This is a genomic window from Streptomyces sp. UG1 (genome assembly GCF_049974585.1).
GTDB lineage: Bacteria > Actinomycetota > Actinomycetes > Streptomycetales > Streptomycetaceae > Streptomyces.
Genome location: NZ_JBNGGG010000047.1, coordinates 35,440 through 51,208 on the forward strand (window position 1 = coordinate 35,440; position 15,769 = coordinate 51,208).

Annotated in this window: 19 protein-coding genes; 8 read left to right on the forward strand and 11 right to left on the reverse strand. The window is 71.2% G+C overall.

The annotated features are described in order from the left end of the window. The first annotated feature begins 99 nt into the window (after window positions 1-99). Window positions 100-846: a VOC family protein gene (locus ACP4J3_RS40540; RefSeq protein WP_426541482.1), complete on the forward strand. Its 747-nt coding sequence runs from the start codon at window positions 100-102 to the stop codon at window positions 844-846. Here ACP4J3_RS40540 and ACP4J3_RS40545 read toward each other — a convergent pair. From ACP4J3_RS40545 to ACP4J3_RS40570, 6 genes are all read right to left on the reverse strand, one after another. Beyond that, window positions 833-1,063 carry a hypothetical protein gene (locus ACP4J3_RS40545; protein WP_426541484.1) on the reverse strand — a complete coding sequence of 77 codons (231 nt, stop codon included), beginning with the start codon at window positions 1,061-1,063 and terminating at the stop codon, window positions 833-835. The genes ACP4J3_RS40540 and ACP4J3_RS40545 overlap by 14 nt on opposite strands. Continuing rightward, a complete protein-coding gene (locus ACP4J3_RS40550) occupies window positions 1,054-1,386 on the reverse strand; it encodes a DUF952 domain-containing protein (RefSeq protein ID WP_426541486.1) in 333 nt (110 codons plus the stop codon). Before ACP4J3_RS40550 ends, ACP4J3_RS40545 begins: the two co-directional genes overlap by 10 nt. 9 nt (window positions 1,387-1,395) lie before the next feature. Next, window positions 1,396-2,622 carry an RNA polymerase sigma factor gene (locus ACP4J3_RS40555; protein WP_426541488.1) on the reverse strand — a complete coding sequence of 409 codons (1,227 nt, stop codon included), beginning with the start codon at window positions 2,620-2,622 and terminating at the stop codon, window positions 1,396-1,398. A 7-nt stretch (window positions 2,623-2,629) separates the two neighbouring features. Beyond that, on the reverse strand, window positions 2,630-3,043 hold the full coding sequence (locus ACP4J3_RS40560; protein ID WP_426541490.1) for a YciI family protein: 414 nt from the start codon (window positions 3,041-3,043) through the stop codon (window positions 2,630-2,632). Window positions 3,044-3,139: 96 nt separating this feature from the next. After that, the gene (locus ACP4J3_RS40565; protein ID WP_426541492.1) at window positions 3,140-3,379 is read right to left on the reverse strand and encodes a hypothetical protein; all 240 of its coding nucleotides are present in this window, start codon (window positions 3,377-3,379) and stop codon (window positions 3,140-3,142) included. Between the two features lie 26 nt (window positions 3,380-3,405). Further along, a complete protein-coding gene (locus ACP4J3_RS40570; RefSeq protein WP_426541494.1) occupies window positions 3,406-3,990 on the reverse strand; it encodes a dihydrofolate reductase family protein in 585 nt (194 codons plus the stop codon). A 125-nt stretch (window positions 3,991-4,115) separates the two neighbouring features. Here ACP4J3_RS40570 and ACP4J3_RS40575 point away from each other — a divergent pair, with 125 nt between their 5' ends. After that, window positions 4,116-4,706 (forward strand): TetR/AcrR family transcriptional regulator, encoded by a 591-nt coding sequence (locus ACP4J3_RS40575; protein WP_426541496.1) that lies wholly within the window; start codon window positions 4,116-4,118, stop codon window positions 4,704-4,706. A gap of 21 nt (window positions 4,707-4,727) precedes the next feature. On the opposite strand, the gene ACP4J3_RS40580 is transcribed toward ACP4J3_RS40575, so the two are convergent. The 3 genes from ACP4J3_RS40580 to ACP4J3_RS40590 form a co-directional block, all read right to left on the reverse strand. Next, window positions 4,728-5,324, reverse strand: a complete 597-nt coding sequence (locus ACP4J3_RS40580; RefSeq protein WP_426541498.1) for a GNAT family N-acetyltransferase — start codon at window positions 5,322-5,324, stop codon at window positions 4,728-4,730. 264 nt (window positions 5,325-5,588) lie between these two features. Continuing rightward, window positions 5,589-6,716: a family 2 encapsulin nanocompartment cargo protein polyprenyl transferase gene (locus ACP4J3_RS40585; protein WP_426541500.1), complete on the reverse strand. Its 1,128-nt coding sequence runs from the start codon at window positions 6,714-6,716 to the stop codon at window positions 5,589-5,591. A gap of 183 nt (window positions 6,717-6,899) precedes the next feature. Next, window positions 6,900-8,306 carry a family 2B encapsulin nanocompartment shell protein gene (locus ACP4J3_RS40590; RefSeq protein WP_426541502.1) on the reverse strand — a complete coding sequence of 469 codons (1,407 nt, stop codon included), beginning with the start codon at window positions 8,304-8,306 and terminating at the stop codon, window positions 6,900-6,902. A 242-nt stretch (window positions 8,307-8,548) separates the two neighbouring features. On the opposite strand from ACP4J3_RS40590, the gene ACP4J3_RS40595 reads away from it, so the two are divergent. After that, complete coding sequence (locus tag ACP4J3_RS40595) at window positions 8,549-9,139, forward strand: N-acetylmuramoyl-L-alanine amidase (RefSeq protein ID WP_426541504.1); 591 nt, start codon at window positions 8,549-8,551, stop codon at window positions 9,137-9,139. Between the two features lie 147 nt (window positions 9,140-9,286). Then, the gene (locus tag ACP4J3_RS40600) at window positions 9,287-10,189 is read left to right on the forward strand and encodes a 1-aminocyclopropane-1-carboxylate deaminase/D-cysteine desulfhydrase (protein ID WP_426541506.1); all 903 of its coding nucleotides are present in this window, start codon (window positions 9,287-9,289) and stop codon (window positions 10,187-10,189) included. 6 nt (window positions 10,190-10,195) lie between these two features. Here the strand turns inward: ACP4J3_RS40600 and ACP4J3_RS40605 are convergent, their stop codons facing one another. After that, window positions 10,196-11,791 (reverse strand): Na+/H+ antiporter, encoded by a 1,596-nt coding sequence (locus ACP4J3_RS40605; protein WP_426541508.1) that lies wholly within the window; start codon window positions 11,789-11,791, stop codon window positions 10,196-10,198. A gap of 149 nt (window positions 11,792-11,940) precedes the next feature. Here ACP4J3_RS40605 and ACP4J3_RS40610 point away from each other — a divergent pair, with 149 nt between their 5' ends. The 3 genes from ACP4J3_RS40610 to ACP4J3_RS40620 all read left to right on the forward strand — a co-directional run bounded on the left by ACP4J3_RS40610 (window position 11,941) and on the right by ACP4J3_RS40620 (window position 14,021). Next, a complete protein-coding gene (locus ACP4J3_RS40610; RefSeq protein WP_426541510.1) occupies window positions 11,941-12,201 on the forward strand; it encodes a UBP-type zinc finger domain-containing protein in 261 nt (86 codons plus the stop codon). A 270-nt stretch (window positions 12,202-12,471) separates the two neighbouring features. After that, window positions 12,472-12,888, forward strand: a complete 417-nt coding sequence (locus ACP4J3_RS40615; protein ID WP_009190566.1) for an anti-sigma regulatory factor — start codon at window positions 12,472-12,474, stop codon at window positions 12,886-12,888. 17 nt (window positions 12,889-12,905) lie between these two features. Then, the gene (locus ACP4J3_RS40620) at window positions 12,906-14,021 is read left to right on the forward strand and encodes an RNA polymerase sigma factor SigF (RefSeq protein WP_426541604.1); all 1,116 of its coding nucleotides are present in this window, start codon (window positions 12,906-12,908) and stop codon (window positions 14,019-14,021) included. A gap of 37 nt (window positions 14,022-14,058) precedes the next feature. On the opposite strand, the gene ACP4J3_RS40625 is transcribed toward ACP4J3_RS40620, so the two are convergent. After that, entirely contained in the window at window positions 14,059-14,505 is a 447-nt protein-coding gene (locus ACP4J3_RS40625) for a hypothetical protein (RefSeq protein WP_426541512.1), read from the reverse strand. A gap of 211 nt (window positions 14,506-14,716) precedes the next feature. On the opposite strand from ACP4J3_RS40625, the gene ACP4J3_RS40630 reads away from it, so the two are divergent. Beyond that, window positions 14,717-15,685 (forward strand): diacylglycerol/lipid kinase family protein, encoded by a 969-nt coding sequence (locus ACP4J3_RS40630; protein ID WP_426541514.1) that lies wholly within the window; start codon window positions 14,717-14,719, stop codon window positions 15,683-15,685. The last annotated feature ends 84 nt before the right edge of the window (window positions 15,686-15,769 follow it).

Below are 15,769 nucleotides of genomic sequence, written 5' to 3' on the forward strand. Positions count from 1 at the left end.
TGGTGAGGGTCCTGCAAAGCGGGCGTGGTGAGCGCTTGGTCCGGCGTACGACTGCCCCGGCCTGAGGGCCGCGCCGACCGGCGGTTTTACGATCACTCCATGAGCATCCGCTGGACCTACGCGTTCATCGACCGTCCCGCCGGGTCCTTCGCCCGGGCCCACGCCTTCTGGAGTGCGGTGACGGACACCGAGCTGTCCGAATTCCGGGGCGAGCGGGGGGAGTTCGTGACGCTGGTGCCGCGCGGCGGGGCGGACGCCTGTGTGAAGGCGCAGGGCGTCGACTCGGGCGCGGGCGGCGCGCATCTCGACTTCGCCGTGACGGACGTACCGGAGTTCGTGAAGGCGGCGCTGGGGCGCGGTGCGCGTCTCGCCGCCGGACACGAAGGGTGGGCCGTACTGTGCTCTCCCGCCGGGCAGTTGTTCTGTGCCGTGCCCTGGCACGGGGAGTCGGCGCGGCCGCCCGTGGTGCGCGGCAGCCGTCTCGACCAGGTCTGCGTGGACGTGCCGCCATCGCGGTACGACGCCGAAGTCGCCTTCTGGAGCGGGCTGCTGGAGGGCTGGGCGGCGGCGCCCGGCTCGCTCCCCGAGTTCCATGTGCTCAGGCCGCCGGCCGGGCTGCCGGTGCGCATCCTGCTCCAGCGGCTCGGCGAGGAGCGGCCCACCACCGCCCACCTCGACCTCGCCTGCGCGGACATCCCGGCGACCCGCGCCCGGCACGAGGAACTGGGCGCGGTCTTCGTGTCGCAGGGTGCCCACTGGACGGTGATGCGCGATCCGGCGGGCGGCATGTACTGCCTGACGGCCCGCGACCCGGAGACGGGCGGACTGGCGGCTAACGCGTCCTGACGAAGCAGAGCACTTCACCGTCCTCGTCGGGCGTGGGGCACGCCGACCTCCAGCGCTCCGGCAGCGAGGGCGTAGGGCCGGCGTTCTCCCAGCGGTAGGGCCCCGGCGGCTCGGCCGAGTCCCGCAGCCACAGCGTCGCCCCGCCCGCGACGGCCACGAGAATCACCCACACCACCAGGGCCCACCGCCACAACCGGCGCCCTCCGGTCACGTCCACGCCGCCACGTCCACCACGGCCGCCACCGGAATCGGCCCGTACACATGCGGGAACTCCTCGCCCCCCGGCTCCGGTGCCTCGTACTTCAGCGGCACGTCCAGCCGCGCCGGGTCCACGACCAGCACCACCAGGTCGTCGGGGCCGTCGTAGGAGCCGTACACGAAGGCCGCCACGGTCGGGAGCTGGTCGCGGGTCGAGCAGTGGATGAAGCCCTCCTCCTCAAGGGTGCGGCCACGGGTCGACATCTCGTACGTGCCGCGCTCGCGGGCCGCGTCCCACAGGGAGCGCTCGGTGATGTGGAGGATGTACGTGTGTTCGGACATGGGGCGAGGTTACGGCCCCAGCCGGGCCGCCCGCGCGCGCAGATAGCGCTGCTCGGGCAGGCTCAGCGTCTTGGTGGCGGCGGCCTCGTAGGCGGCGCGGGCCTCGTCGCGGGCGCCGGCCCGCTCCAGGAGGTGCCCGCGGACCGCGTCCAGACGGTGCCCGGCGCCCAACTCCTCCTCCAGCGCGGCCAGTTCGGCCAGCCCCGCCCGCGGGCCCTGGACCATGGCGACGGCGACCGCGCGGTTGAGGCGTTCGACGGGGCCGGGGACGAGGCGGATGAGGACGTCGTAGAGGCCGAGGATCTCCCGCCAGTCGGTCTCCTGCGCGGACGGCGCCTCGTCGTGTACGGCGGCGATGGCGGCGCGCAGTTGGTAGGGGCCGGCCGGCCCCCGGGAGAGTGCCCTGGTCACCAGGGCGACGCCCTCGTCGATCGCGGCCTTGTCCCAGCGGTCGCGGTCCTGTTCGTCGAGGGGGACCAGCTCGCCGTGCGGTCCGGTGCGCGCGTCGCGGCGGGCGTCGGTGAGCAGCATCAGCGCGAGCAGCCCCGCCACCTCGCCGTGACCGGGGAGGAGGCGGTGGACCTCGCGGGTCAGCCGGATCGCCTCGCCGGCGAGCTCCCGCCGCTGGAGGCTGGTGCCCGAGGTCGCCGTATAGCCCTCGTTGAAGATCAGGTACAGGGTCTGCAGGACCGCGGGCAGCCGGTCCTGCCAGTTGTCGGGGCGCCCGAAGCGCACACCCTTGACCTTCTGCTTGGCCCGGCTGATGCGCTGGGCCATCGTCGCCTCCGGGACCAGGTGCGCCCGGGCGATCTCCGCCGTGGTCAGACCGCCGACGGCACGCAGGGTGAGGGCGGTCTGGGCGGGCGCGGACAGGTTCGGATGGCAGCTCAGGAAGAGCAGGGTGAGGGTGTCGTCCTCGCGGGGTGCACGGTCCGCCCCGGGCGGCGGTGCCGTGAAGGCGTCCCGTGGCGCGAGGGCGGCGACCTTCTCCTCCCGGGCCCGCCGCGCCTCCTCCGCGCGCAGGGCGTCGGTCAGCCGGCGTGCGCCGACCCTGATCAGCCAGCCGCGCGGGTTGTCCGGGACGCCGGTGCGCGGCCACTGCTCGGCCGCCGCGAGCAGTGCCTCCTGTACGGCGTCCTCGGCGCTGTCGAAGTGGCCGTACCGCCGTACCAGCGCGCCGAGGACCTGCGGCGCGTGGCGGCGCAGCAGGTCCTCGGTCTCGGTCGGGCCGGCCATCGGCGGTTCAGGCGTCCGAGGAGCCGTCCTGGATGGGCCGGATCACCACCGGGTACACGGGGGCGCCGGCGGGCTGGGGGCAGCCGAGGACGCGCTCGGCGATCTCCGTGACCCGCTCCAGGCTCGCGCAGTCCAGCACCCAGTAGCCGGCCAGCAGCTCCTTGGTCTCGCTGTACGGCCCGTCGGTGATCACCGCCTTGCCGTCGTCGCCCAGGGTGACGTGCCGGGTCTTCGCGGGCTCGGCGAGCCCCTGTCCGTCGATCATCTCGCCGGTCTCGGCGAGGTCGTCGTTGAGGGCCTGCATGTAGGCGTACATCGCCTGGACGTCCTGCTGGCTCCAGGCCACGGAGTGCTCGGACCCCTTGCCCTGCATCGCCTCGTAGTCCGCCTGCGAGCCCTGCACCATGACCAGGTACTTCATCAGTCCGCTCCTTCTGCTTGCGTCGGCTCGGGCCACCCTCGGCGGGCGGCTCTCACAGGGGACGTCGGAGCCGGGACGGGCTTCTCGACATGGTGCTCAGGAATTTTTCGCCGTGGGGGTGTCGGGCTTCGCGGTGGGGGTCCCCGGCTTGGAGGTCCCGTGCCGCTCGCGCTTCTCCTCCTGCTCGGCGCCCTCCTCGGCGTACGCCTCGCAGTCGGGGTTCTTGCACGGGCCGCCCACCCAGGTGGGGACCCAGGCGCCCAGCGTCTTGTGGCGCTTGACGACCGTGTCGACGGGCTGTCCGCAGACGGGACAGACGTGCTCTTCGCTGTCCATGCCCTCAGAGTAGGGCGGGAGCGGTCTCAGCGCTTCCTGCTGTACGTACGAACCACGGCGCCGTTGCCGAACGCGCGGACCTCGTCGAGGGTGAACTCCGTGAGGGCGAAGGGCGAGCCGAACATCGGCATGCCCGTGCCGTACACGACGGGGTAGCTCTTGATGACGAGCTCGTCGATCTCGTCGAGCAGCGCGCCGGCGAGCTGCGAGCCGCCGCACAGGTAGATGTCCAGCTCGCTTTCCTCGGCCTTGAGTTCGCGCACCTTGGCGATCAGGTCGTCGCCGATGATCTCGACGTTGGGGTCGGGTGACTCGGTCAGGCTGCGCGAGGCGACGTACTCGCGCAGGTGGGCGTACGGGCTGTTGATGCCCTCTTTCAGGGCGAGGTCGTAGCTGCCGCGGCCCTGGATGATCGTGTCGAACCGCCGGTTCTCCAGGTCGTCGAAGCCCATGGCGCGGCGGCCGTGGGTGGGCATGGTCTCCGGGTACTCCGTCTTGAGGAACTCCAGGTACTCCTCGTCGACGAAGGCGACCATCGCCGAGGCGTCGCCGTCCGGGTCGCCGATGAAGCCGTCGAGCGAGCAGGCGATGAAGTAGGTGAGCTTTCGCAAGCCGGTCTCTTTTCGTAGGGTGTCGGACAACCACTCCGGCTGTAGTGCTTCAGTTGTAGTACTTCGCTTGTAGTGGTTGCAAGGGCATTCACGGGACCGGCTGGAAGTGGGAGAGGGGATTCCGCATGGCGGGCAATCCGGAGCGGCGGGCCGCCCTCGTCGACGCGGGCGTCGAGGTGCTCGCCCGGGAGGGGGCGCGCGGTCTGACGTTCCGCGCGGTGGACGCCGAGGCGGGGGTGCCGGTGGGCACCGCCTCCAACTACTTCACCGGGCGCGACGACCTGCTCCGCCAGATCGACGCCCGGCTGCATGTGCGGCTGGCGCCGGATCCGGAGGTGATCGCCGAGCTGCTGACCCGGCCGAAGGACCGCGCGCTGGTCACCGCCTTCATGCACGACCTGATGGCCCGCGCCGGCCGCGACCGCACGGGCTATCTGGCCCTGCTGGAGATGCGTCTGGAGGCCAACCGGCGCCCCGAACTGCGCGACTCCTTCACCAAGTCGGTGCGCGGCGACCTGGAGGAGGCGATGGAGTTCCATCGCGACGCCGGGCTGCCGGGCGGCGACGACATCGTCACCGTGCTCTATCTCGCGATGCTCGGGCTGCTCCTGGAGCATCTGACCCTGCCGGACGTGCTGGAGGGCGTCCTGCCCGGAGTGAGCGTGCCGGACGGGCTGGTGGAGCGGATCGCGGCGACGATCGTGCCCGAGGGGTAGGGGGCACAGCCGGCGGAACGCTCAGCCGCGTGGTTCGCGCCACATCGGCCACATCTGGGGGCCGTCGAGGAGGTCCAGAGGGCGGCCCTCGAGCGCGAAGCCGAGGCGCTCGTACAGGCGCCGGCTGCGGGCGCTGCTCGCCTCCAGATAGGCGGCCACGCCCCGCTCGTCGCAGCTGTCGAGGACCGAGGTGATCAGCGCGGTGCCAAGGCCCTCGCCCTGTCGCTCGGGTGTGGTGCCGATCATCCACAGGTATTCGTGGGCCCGGCCCTGCGGGTGGATGGCGGCCGTCAGCCGGCCGATCTGCTCGACGCGCTCGTTGTCCGGGTCGACGGCCTCGCGCAGCCGGGCGGGCCCTTCGTCGTCGTCCTGGGCGTGCGCCTCGGCCGGCATGGACAGCCACAGCGCGCACGCCGTGCCGTCCTCGGTGACGTCGATACGGCCCTGGTCCAGCACGATGTCGGTGAACGCCGCCATCAGCCGGGGGTGGGCGCTGCGGCGATGCTCCGTCCCCGGGAACACCCAGCCACTGACCGGATCGTCCTGGAAGGCCGTGTCCAGCAGCCGGACCACCAGCTCCCGGTCCTCGTAGCCCGCCGTCCGGATCGCGACGCCCATGGTGTGTACCCGCCCCTTCGTGTCAACCGGCCTTGATCGTAAGGCGAATGGCACGGGTGTGCGGGTCCGTGGGGCCAAGTTGTCGAGATCCGGCCGGTGCCAGGATCGGTACACCCGGTCGGTGCCCGGACCGGTACACCGGGACGGGCCCCGCACACCGTGGGGATGTGCGGGACCCGCCGTTCCGGAGCCGCTCACCGGCCGTACGGGGTCAGGAACCGTACGGCCCCGACGGCTCCGGAGACTTCGACGCCCGTCACGCCCTCAGGTGCTGCGCCGGGTCACGAACTCCGCCAGGGCCAGCAGCCCGCCCGCGTCCTCCGGGTCCGGCACCGCACGCGCCAGCTCCTGCATGGCGCGGGCCATCCGGTCGGCGGCCTGCGCCTGCGCCCAGTCCCGGCCACCCGCCCGCTCGACGGCGAGCGCGGTGCGCTGCAGGTCCTCCTTGTCGTACGGCAGCTCGTACAGCGCGGCCAGTTCCGCCGCCGCCGGGCCGCCGGAGGTCAGCGCGGCGACGACCGGCAGGGACTTCTTGCGGGCGGCGAGGTCCGCGCCGGCCGGCTTGCCGGTGCGGCTCGGGTCGCCCCATATGCCGATCACGTCGTCGATGAGCTGGAAGGCGAGCCCGGCCTCCCGGCCGAACGCGTCCAGCGCCGCCACGTCCTCCTCGGCCGCGCCCGCGTACAGCGCACCCACCGCGCAGGCGCACCCCAGCAGCGCGCCCGTCTTGGCCTCGGCCATGGCCAGCACCTCGTCGAGGCCGACCTCGCCCGGGCCCCGCTTCTCCAACGCCGTGTCCGCGTGCTGACCGGCGCACAGCTCGACGACACAGTCCGCGAGCCGGGCGGCGGCGGCCGTGGACGCCGGGTGCGGGTCCTGGGCGAGCAGCCGCAGGGCCAGCGCCTGGAGGGCGTCCCCGGCGAGGATCGCGTCGGCCTCGCCGAACACCGTCCACGCGGTGGCCCGGTGCCTGCGGGTGGTGTCCTGGTCCATCACGTCGTCGTGCAACAGCGTGAAGTTGTGCACCAGTTCCACCGCGACCGCCGCCGCCATGGCCGCCGCCCGCGCCCTCGGCCCGCCGAGCGCGGTGGCCGCCGTGAGGACGAGGGCGGGACGGATCGCCTTGCCCGCGTTGCCCGCCGCAGGTGTGCCGTCCGGGTGCACCCAGCCGAAGTGGTAGAGCGCGATCCGGCGCATCGACGGCGGCAACGACTCGATGGCGGCGCGCAGTTCGGGGTCGACCGACATCCGGGCGCGCTCCAGGATCACCGCCGCCTCGGGACCGTCGAGCGGCCCCGGCATGCCGTCGCTGTCGGTCGCGATGGGCCTTCGCCTTTCGAGCGTCTCGGTGGGCGGCCGCGCCCCGGCGGGGCGTTGCTGCGTCTGCGTCATGAACTCACCCATGGCATCGCCTCGGAGAGTCGGCGGACAGTGGCACTTCCGTCAAGGGGTCTTCCACCAAGGGATCCAAGGGGCCTTCCACAACACCCCCTGGGGCCGGGCACCTACCCGGTGGGTCTACCCACGGCGACGGCACGGGACACGACGCGACGGCGGCGGGCGTTCGCGGCAGGGTCACCGCCAGCGCCCGATCTCGACGTTCTCCAGCACCCCGAGGGCGTCCGGCACCAGGACCGCGGCCGAGTAGTACGCCGTCACCAGGTACTTGATGATGGCCTGTTCGTTGATGCCCATGAAGCGGCAGGACAGGCTCGGCTCGATCTCGTCCGGGATGCCCGACTGCTGCAGCCCGATGACGCCCTGCTCCGCCTCGCCCGTACGCATGGCGATGATCGAGGTCGTACGGGCCGCGGTGACCGGGATCTTGTTGCACGGGAAGATCGGCACCCCGCGCCAGGTGGGGATGCGGTTGCCGGCCATCTCGATGGTCTCGGGGACCAGTCCGCGCTTGTTCAGCTCGCGCCCGAACGCCGAGATCGCGCGCGGGTGGGCGAGGAACAGCTTGGTGCCGCGCCGGCGGCTGAGCAGTTCGTCCATGTCGTCGGGGCTGGGCACGCCGTCGTGCGGCTGGAGCCGCTGGTCGTACTCGCAGTTGTTGAGCAGCCCGAACTCGCGGTTGTTGATGAGTTCGTTCTCCTGGCGCTCCTTCAGCGCCTCCACGGTCAGCCGGAGCTGCTGCTCGGTCTGGTTCATCGGCTGGTTGTAGAGGTCGGCCACGCGCGTGTGGATGCGCAGCACGGTCTGGGCGATGCTCAGTTCGTACTCGCGGGGCCGGGCCTCGTAGTCGACGAAGGTGTGCGGGATGTCCGGCTCGCCACTGTGGCCGGCCGCGAGGTCGACCGCCTTCTCGCCGTATTTGTTGGTGCGCTGCTCGGGGATCGCCCGCAACTGCTGGATGTGCTCGCGCAGCGAGTCCGCGCGCTCCGCGACCTGCTCGACCTCCTGACGGGGCAGCACGAGCACCGTGCAGGCGGTGACCGCGCGGGCCGTGTACTCCCAGATGGCGTCGGAGTCGAGCAGCGCCTGCTCCCCGAGGTAGGCGCCGTCGGCGAGGACGCCGAGGGATTCGTCCTCTCCGTAGGGGCCGGTGCCGAGCTTCTCCACCCTGCCGTGCGCCAGCAGGAACACCTCGTCGGTCTGGCTGCCGAACGAGGCGATCACGGCGCCCGCCGCGAACTCGCGCTGCTGGCAGCGCTGGGCGAGCTCCGAGAGCACCTCCTCGTCCTCGTACGACCGCAACGCCGGGAGCTCGGTGAGCTCGTGAGGGATGACCTCGACGCGGTCGCCGGTCTTCACGAACGTGATACGGCCGTCTCCGACGGCGTAGGTCAGACGCCGGTTCACCCGGTATGTGCCGCCCTGTACGTTCACCCAAGGCAGCATCCGCAGCAGCCAGCGGGAGCTGATCTCCTGCATCTGCGGCGCGGACTTGGTCGTGGTGGCCAGGTTCCGCGCGGCCGAGGTGCCGAGACTCTGCTGCGGCTTGCCCTGCTCCGTGCGGACCTCTTCGCCTACCGACATAAGGAATTGCCCTCCCGGTCGTACACCGGCACCGATCTGGCGCCACGCATCGCGATCTGCTACCACCGAGCTTTCCATCACGGAGCGTGCCGGTGCTATTACACGAAAGAGCGGGAATGGATCAGGCCGGGTTGGGCAAATAGAGGGCTCTTGTCCACGGGCGCGTTCGGCGGCGCGCGGGTAAAGCACGGGTACGAGGCGGCCGCGTACGGCGGCCGGCGCACGGCGTGAAGGGAGCGGCCATGGCCACACCCATGTCCGCGAGCAGATTCCTGCAGAGACTCAAGGCGGAGGGCGCGAGGGTCGTCGAGGTGGGCGACTGGAAGAACCACAACCGCAACCACGTGGGGCCGTGGGGCTCGGTGCACGGCGTGATGATCCACCACACGGTCACCAAAGGCAGCGCGCACACGGTGGAGCTGTGCCGCAAAGGCTACTCGGGGCTGCCGGGTCCGCTGTGCCACGGCGTCATCACCAAGGACGGCAGGGTCCACCTCGTCGGCTACGGCCGCGCCAACCATGCCGGCCTCGGCGACGACGACGTCCTGCGCGCGGTCATCGCGGAGCGGGCGTTACCCGCCGACAACGAGGCCAACACCGACGGCAACCGGCACTTCTACGGCTTCGAGTGCGAGAACCTGGGCGACGGGAAAGACCCGTGGCCGTCGGCCCAGCTCGAGGCGATCGAGCGGGTCTCCGCGGCGGTCTGCCGGCATCACGGGTGGACGGAGCGGTCGGTGATCGGGCATCTGGAGTGGCAGCCGGGGAAGGTGGATCCGCGCGGGTTCACCATGGCCTGGATGCGGGGGCGGATTCGGGAGCGGTTGCGGTAGGGCGTCTGGTGGTCTGGGGTTCGCGTTGATGCCTGCGGCGCCTGTGCGGGGTGTGTGGGGGTGCGCGTAGCGCCTGCGGGTGCGTTGTGGGTCGGGGACGTGGCTGCGGCTGCGTGGGGCCCCTGGTCGCCGAGTGACAATGGGCTTGTGTCCAGCACCGATCTTTCCGCTCTCCGGCCCAGGCTGCCCTCGCCCTTGGAGGAGCTGGTGGACGAGCGGTTCGGGCGGTGTGGGGTTCGGGTGGTGCTCAAGCGGGACGATCTGATCCATCCGGAGTTGGTCGGCAACAAGTGGCGCAAGCTCGCGCCGAATCTTGCGGCTGCGGGTGGTCGTACCGTCGTCACCTTCGGGGGTGCCTACTCCAACCATCTGCGTGCCACGGCCGCTGCGGGGCGGCTGCTAGGGCTGCCCACGGTGGGGGTGGTGCGGGGGCAGGAGTTGGCCGACCGGCCGCTCAACGCGTCGCTGGCGCGGTGTGTGGCCGACGGTATGCGGCTGCATTTCGTCGACAGGTCGACGTATCGGCGGAAGGGTGAGCCGGAGGTGTTGGCGGGCATTCTGGGTGCGGCGGGGGCTGAAGGGGCCTGTGTCGTGCCGGAGGGCGGGAGCAATGCCCTTGCCGTACGGGGGTGCCGGGCGCTCGGTGAGGAGTTGCGTGGGCAGGCCGATGTGGTGGGGGTCGCCTGCGGTACGGGTGGGACGTTGGCGGGGCTGGCTGCTGGGCTGGGGGGCGGGCAGCGGGCGCTGGGGGTGCCCGTGCTCAAGGGGGGTTTTCTGGGTGATGAGGTGCGGGGCTTGCAGGGGGCTGCGTTCGGGGGGCCTCGGGGGGAGTGGTGGTTGGACGAGAGGTTTCATTTCGGGGGGTACGCCCGTACCGCGCCCGAACTCGACGCCTTTGCCGTGGACTTCGAGGAGCGGCATGGGGTGCGTGTGGAGCGTCTCTATGTCGCCAAGTTGTTGTATGGGCTTCTCGTGTTGGCGGAGGAAGGGGCCTTCCCGCGCGGGTCGGTGATCGCGGCTGTCGTCACGGGGGCTCCGTTCGACGGCTGAGCCGGCTCAGTGCGCCTCCCGGTATGCCGCCGCCTCCTCCAGGTCCAGCCTGCGCAGCAGCGTCCGCAGCATCTCGTCGTCGATGTAGCGGCCGTCCCGCAGCCGCACGAACACCGCTCGCTCGGCGCCGATGACCTCGCGGGACAGGCGGCGGTAGGTGTCGTCGACCGACTCGCCGGTGATGGGGTTGGCCTGGCCCAGGCGCTCCCACACGGCGTTGCGGCGGCGGTCCAGGACGGCTCTCAGGCGGTCGGCCAGAGGGCCGGGGAGGGCGTTGCGTTCGTCGGAGAGGAGTTCCTCCAGGCGTCGTTCGGCGGCGCGGGAGGCCTGGGCCTGGGCGTTCGCCTCGGCGAGGGTCGCGGCCTGGGCGTCGCGGCCGGGGAGTTTCAGGAGGCGGATCAGCGGGGGCAGTGTGACGCCCTGGACGACCAGGGTGCCGATGACCGTGGTGAAGGTCAGGAAGAGGATGAGGTTGCGCTCGGGGAACTCCTCGCCGCCGTGCACGGTGAGCGGGATCGAGAAGGCGATGGCGAGCGAGACCACGCCGCGCATTCCGGCCCAGGAGATGACGAACGGCGCCTTCCACGTCGGGTTCGGCTCGCGCTCCCGGATCCGCGCGGACATCATGCGCGGCAGGAACGTCGCCGGATACACCCACACGAACCGCGAGACGACGACCACCAGGAAGACGGCGATCGCGTACCAGGCGGCGCGGCTGCCCTCGTACTCGCCGAGGCCCTTGAGGACCACCGGCAGTTGCAGTCCGATCAGCGCGAACACCGCCGACTCCAGCACGAACGCGACCATCTTCCACACGGCGTCCTCCTGGAGCCGGGTGGCGAAGTCGACCTCCCACGCGCGGTGGCCCAGGTACAGCGCGACGACCACGACCGCCAGCACTCCGGAGGCGTGCACCTGCTCGGCGGCGGCGTACGCGACGAACGGGATCAGCAGGGAGAGCGTGTTCTGCAGCAGCGCCTCCTTCAGGTGGGTGCGCAGCCAGTGGATCGGCACCATCAGCACCAGCCCCACGCCGATGCCGCCGAACGCCGCGATCAGGAACTCGCCGATGCCGCCGGCCCACGTGGCGCCCTCACCGACGGCGGCCGCGAGGGCGACCCGGTAGGCGGTGATCGCGGTGGCGTCGTTCACCAGGGACTCGCCCTGCAGGATCGTGGTGATCCGGGACGGCAGCCCCACGCGCCGTGCGACCGCCGTCGCGGCGACCGCGTCCGGCGGCGCCACCACCGCGCCCAGCACCAGCGCCGCGGTCAGCGGCAGACCCGGTACGACGAGATAGGCGGCCCAGCCGACGGCGAAGGTCGCGAAGAGCGCGTAGCCGACGGACAGCAGCATCACGGGGCGCATCTGTGCCCGCAGATCGAGATACGAGCTGTCCGTCGCCGCGCTGTGCAGCAGCGGGGGCAGCAGCAGCGGCAGGACGACGTGCGGGTCGAGCGTGTAGTCGGGCACGCCCGGCAGGTACGACACCACGAGCCCGACCGCGACGAGCAGCAGCGGCACCGGCACGGGCGAGCGCCGCCCGGCCGCGGCCACGGCCGCGCTCCCCGCCACCAGCAACAGCAGCGGCATCACGTCCATGCGCCTCGCCCACCCTCGCCCGCACCATCACCGGCGTCACTCAGCCGGCGCCCGCCCGCCATCATCCGCCCGCACCCACCCATCGCCGCTCGCCGCCGGCCCTCGATTTTCCGCGCGGGTGTGCGCGTGGCCGTCGTAACCTGGCAATCATGAAACAGTGCACGCACGCCGACGCGCTGCCGCACCCGGAACCAGGTCCGCTCAGCGAGACGTGTCCCGAGTGTCTGGCGGAGGGCCGGCACCCGGTGCAGCTCCGGCTGTGCCTCAGCTGCGGTCACGTCGGCTGCTGCGACTCCTCGCCGGGACGGCACGCCACGGAGCACCACAAGGACTCCGGGCATCCGGTCATGCGGACGTTCGAACCCGGCGAAGCGTGGCGCTGGTGCTTTGTCGACCACGTACTGGTGTGACGCCGACGTACGCTGGACGACTGGGGATCCGGACGGTTCGACCGTCTGACGTCTGGGTACGTCAAACCGGCGCGCGCTCTTCCCAATTGGGCCCGCAAACCCCCTAGCCACGGAGCGTATCCGTGTGTTTACTATGAGTGACAGCAAGGGGTTGGGGTCCTGGGGACAGGAAAGTTAAGAGCGCGATAGCGTCACCGCTGAACCACACATCGCGTTACCCCGAGGGGCAACCCTCGGCCCCGAAAAGCTTGTACCACCTTGGAGGTGAGGGTGTCCCAGATCGCAGGCGAGCCCGCGGCGAACCAGGACTTCGTGGAAGTCCGCTTGCCGGCTGCGGGTGCCTACCTGTCGGTGCTGCGGACGGCCACGGCCGGCCTCGCGGCCCGTTTGGACTTCACCCTCGACGAGATCGAGGACCTGCGCATCGCGGTGGACGAGGCCTGCGCGATCCTGCTCCAGCAGGCCGTGCCCGGCTCGGTGCTCAGTTGTGTCTTCCGACTCGTCGACGACTCGCTCGAGGTCACCGTCTCGGCGCCGACCACGGACGGCCACGCCCCCTCCAGGGACACCTTCGCCTGGACCGTCCTGTCCGCCCTCGCGGGCAAGGTCTCCTCCGCCGTCGACGAGGACAAAACCGTTTCGATCAGCCTCTACAAACAGCGCGGCGCGGGACCCGGGCCGGCGTGAGGAACGGGGACGGGCCGGTGCGGGACGAAGAGCGCGGCACACGGGAGCTGCCGGACACTCCCCCCTGCTCGGGCGGAGCCGGGAATCCAGGGGCGGGCCCGAGCGGTTCCCGACGCATGTCGGACGGCATCGACGGCATCCCCGAGCAGGCACGGCCGCACCCGGAGGACGACTCCGCGGAGGCCGGCTTCCTGGGCGACGGACGTCAGGACGAAGGTGCCGTGCAGGGCGCGCCTCCGGGCGGGCGGATCGGGGTCTCCCCAGTCCGAGTGGAGGCGAGGGCTCGGGAGAGGGCGACGGGCGGGACGATGAGCGAGCACGAGCGATACGCCGAAGAGGCCATGGGCGCGCACAGCGCGCAGGCCACGCAGCACGATCCGCAGGACCGCAGCGGGGCACGCGCCATGTTCCTCGAGCTGCGCAAGCTGAAGGACGGCAGCCCGGAGTACGCGGAGCTGCGCAACCAGCTCGTCCGGATGCATCTGCCGCTCGTCGAGCACCTCGCGCGCCGCTTCCGCAACCGTGGTGAGCCGCTGGACGACCTGACCCAGGTCGCCACCATCGGCCTGATCAAGTCGGTCGACCGGTTCGACCCGGACCGGGGTGTGGAGTTCTCGACGTACGCCACTCCCACGGTCGTCGGTGAGATCAAGCGGCACTTCCGCGACAAGGGCTGGGCGGTGCGTGTCCCGCGCAGGCTCCAGGAACTGCGGCTCGCCCTGACGACGGCCACGGCGGAGCTGTCCCAGCAGCACGGCCGCTCCCCCACGGTCCATGAGCTCGCCGAGAAGCTGTCCATCTCGGAGGAGGAGGTCCTGGAGGGCCTGGAGTCCGCCAACGCGTACTCCACGCTGTCCCTGGACGTCCCCGACACCGACGACGAGTCCCCCGCGGTCGCCGACACCCTCGGCGCGGAGGACGAGGCGCTGGAGGGCGTCGAGTACCGCGAGTCCCTGAAGCCGCTCCTGGAGGATCTTCCCCCGCGTGAGAAGCGCATCCTCCTGCTGCGTTTCTTCGGCAACATGACCCAGTCGCAGATCGCGCAGGAGGTCGGCATCTCCCAGATGCACGTCTCCCGACTGCTGGCGCGCACGCTGGCGCAGCTCCGGGAGAAGCTGCTGGTGGAGGAGTGACGGGCCGGTTCGGCGCCGGGGACTACTTCTGATCCGACTACTTCTGATCCGGCGCGTTTCCGGGCCCCCGGATGCCGAGGGCCTGGGTCGTCGCCGGGTTGATCAGGAGCACGAGCGTGGCGATCGAGACCGCGGCGATCGCGATCCCCGCCGGGATGGCCATGCTGTCCGCCTGCAACAGGCTGTAGGCCACCGGCAGCGCCATGATCTGTGTGATGACGGACGGCCCCCGGCTCCAGCTCCGCCGGCCGAACAGCCCTCGCGCGGCGAGCAGCGGCAGCAGGGCCAGGGCGACCAGGGTCACGCCCAGAGTGACGGCCTGCTGCCGGTCGTCCGGCTCCCCGGCCAGCCCCATCACGAGCACCCAGACACCCCCGACGGCGAGCGCCACCCCTTCCAGCGCGGTCAACAACGCCGCATACGTCAGCCGCCGCGGACGCGGACCGGCGGTTTCCGGGGTGGTGGGGCTCTGCTCCTTGGTCACTCCTGAAGGGTAGCCCGCCACGAAATCGCCCCTACCGCTCGAGCCCCCGGCCGCGCGGGGGCCGCACATGCCGCCGACGGCCGGAAACCGACAGCACAAGACCCTCGGCCAAGCCGACGCAGTCGTCCCGTGTTGCGGCTCACGCCCCCTCTCTTACTTGATCCCTACCTCGGCCTGTGCCCGGTACCCCCCAGTAGGTACGCTGCAACTCATGCGTGCACTTCTCGTGGTCAATCCGGCGGCAACCACCACAAGCGCACGTACGCGCGATGTCCTGATCCATGCGCTCGCCAGCGAGATGAAGCTGGAGGCCGTCACCACCGAGTACCGCGGACACGCCCGCGACCTCGGCCGGCAGGCGGCGGAGAGCGACGACATCGACCTGGTCGTGGCCCTCGGCGGCGACGGCACCGTGAACGAGGTCGTCAACGGCCTGCTGCACGCCGGCCCCGACCCGGAGCACCTCCCCGGTCTGGCCATGGTCCCCGGCGGCTCCACCAATGTCTTCGCCCGCGCCCTGGGCCTGCCCAACGACCCGGTGGAGGCCACCGGCGCCCTCCTGGACGCACTGCGCGACGGCAGCGAACGCACGGTCGGGCTCGGCCTGACCTCCGGCGCCCCGGGCACCGACGACGAGGCGGCCCCGCCCCGCTGGTTCCTCTTCAACGCGGGGCTCGGCTTCGACGCGGGGGTGGTGGGACGTGTGGAGCAGCAGCGCGAACGCGGCCGGAAATCCACACACGCCCTCTACCTCCGCCAGGCCGTGCGCCAGTTCCTGGGCGAGCCCAACCGCCGGCACGGCACGATCACGCTGGAGCGGCCGGGCGAGGACCCGGTGACCGATTTGGTGCTGTCCATAGTCTGCAATACCGCTCCGTGGACGTATCTGGGCAATCGTCCGGTGTACGCGGCACCTAAGGCCTCGTTCGATACGGGCCTCGACGTACTCGGTCTCAGCCGGATGTCCACGGTCGCGGTTGCCCGGTATGCGACCCAGTTGCTCACTTCGTCCCCCGAGCGCGGCGCCCGCGGCAAGCATGCGGTCACACTCCACGACCTTGACCAGTTCACCTTGCATTCGAAGGTCCCATTGCCCCTTCAGATGGACGGCGACCACCTCGGGCTGCGTACGAGCGTGACGTTCACAGGCGTACGCCGTGCACTGCGTGTGATTGTGTGAGCGGAACGGGCTAAAGTCCTTTCACTCGAACGTTTAGGCCAGGATCCACCCCATGGAAGTACGGCTGTGACCTAGTCGACACCG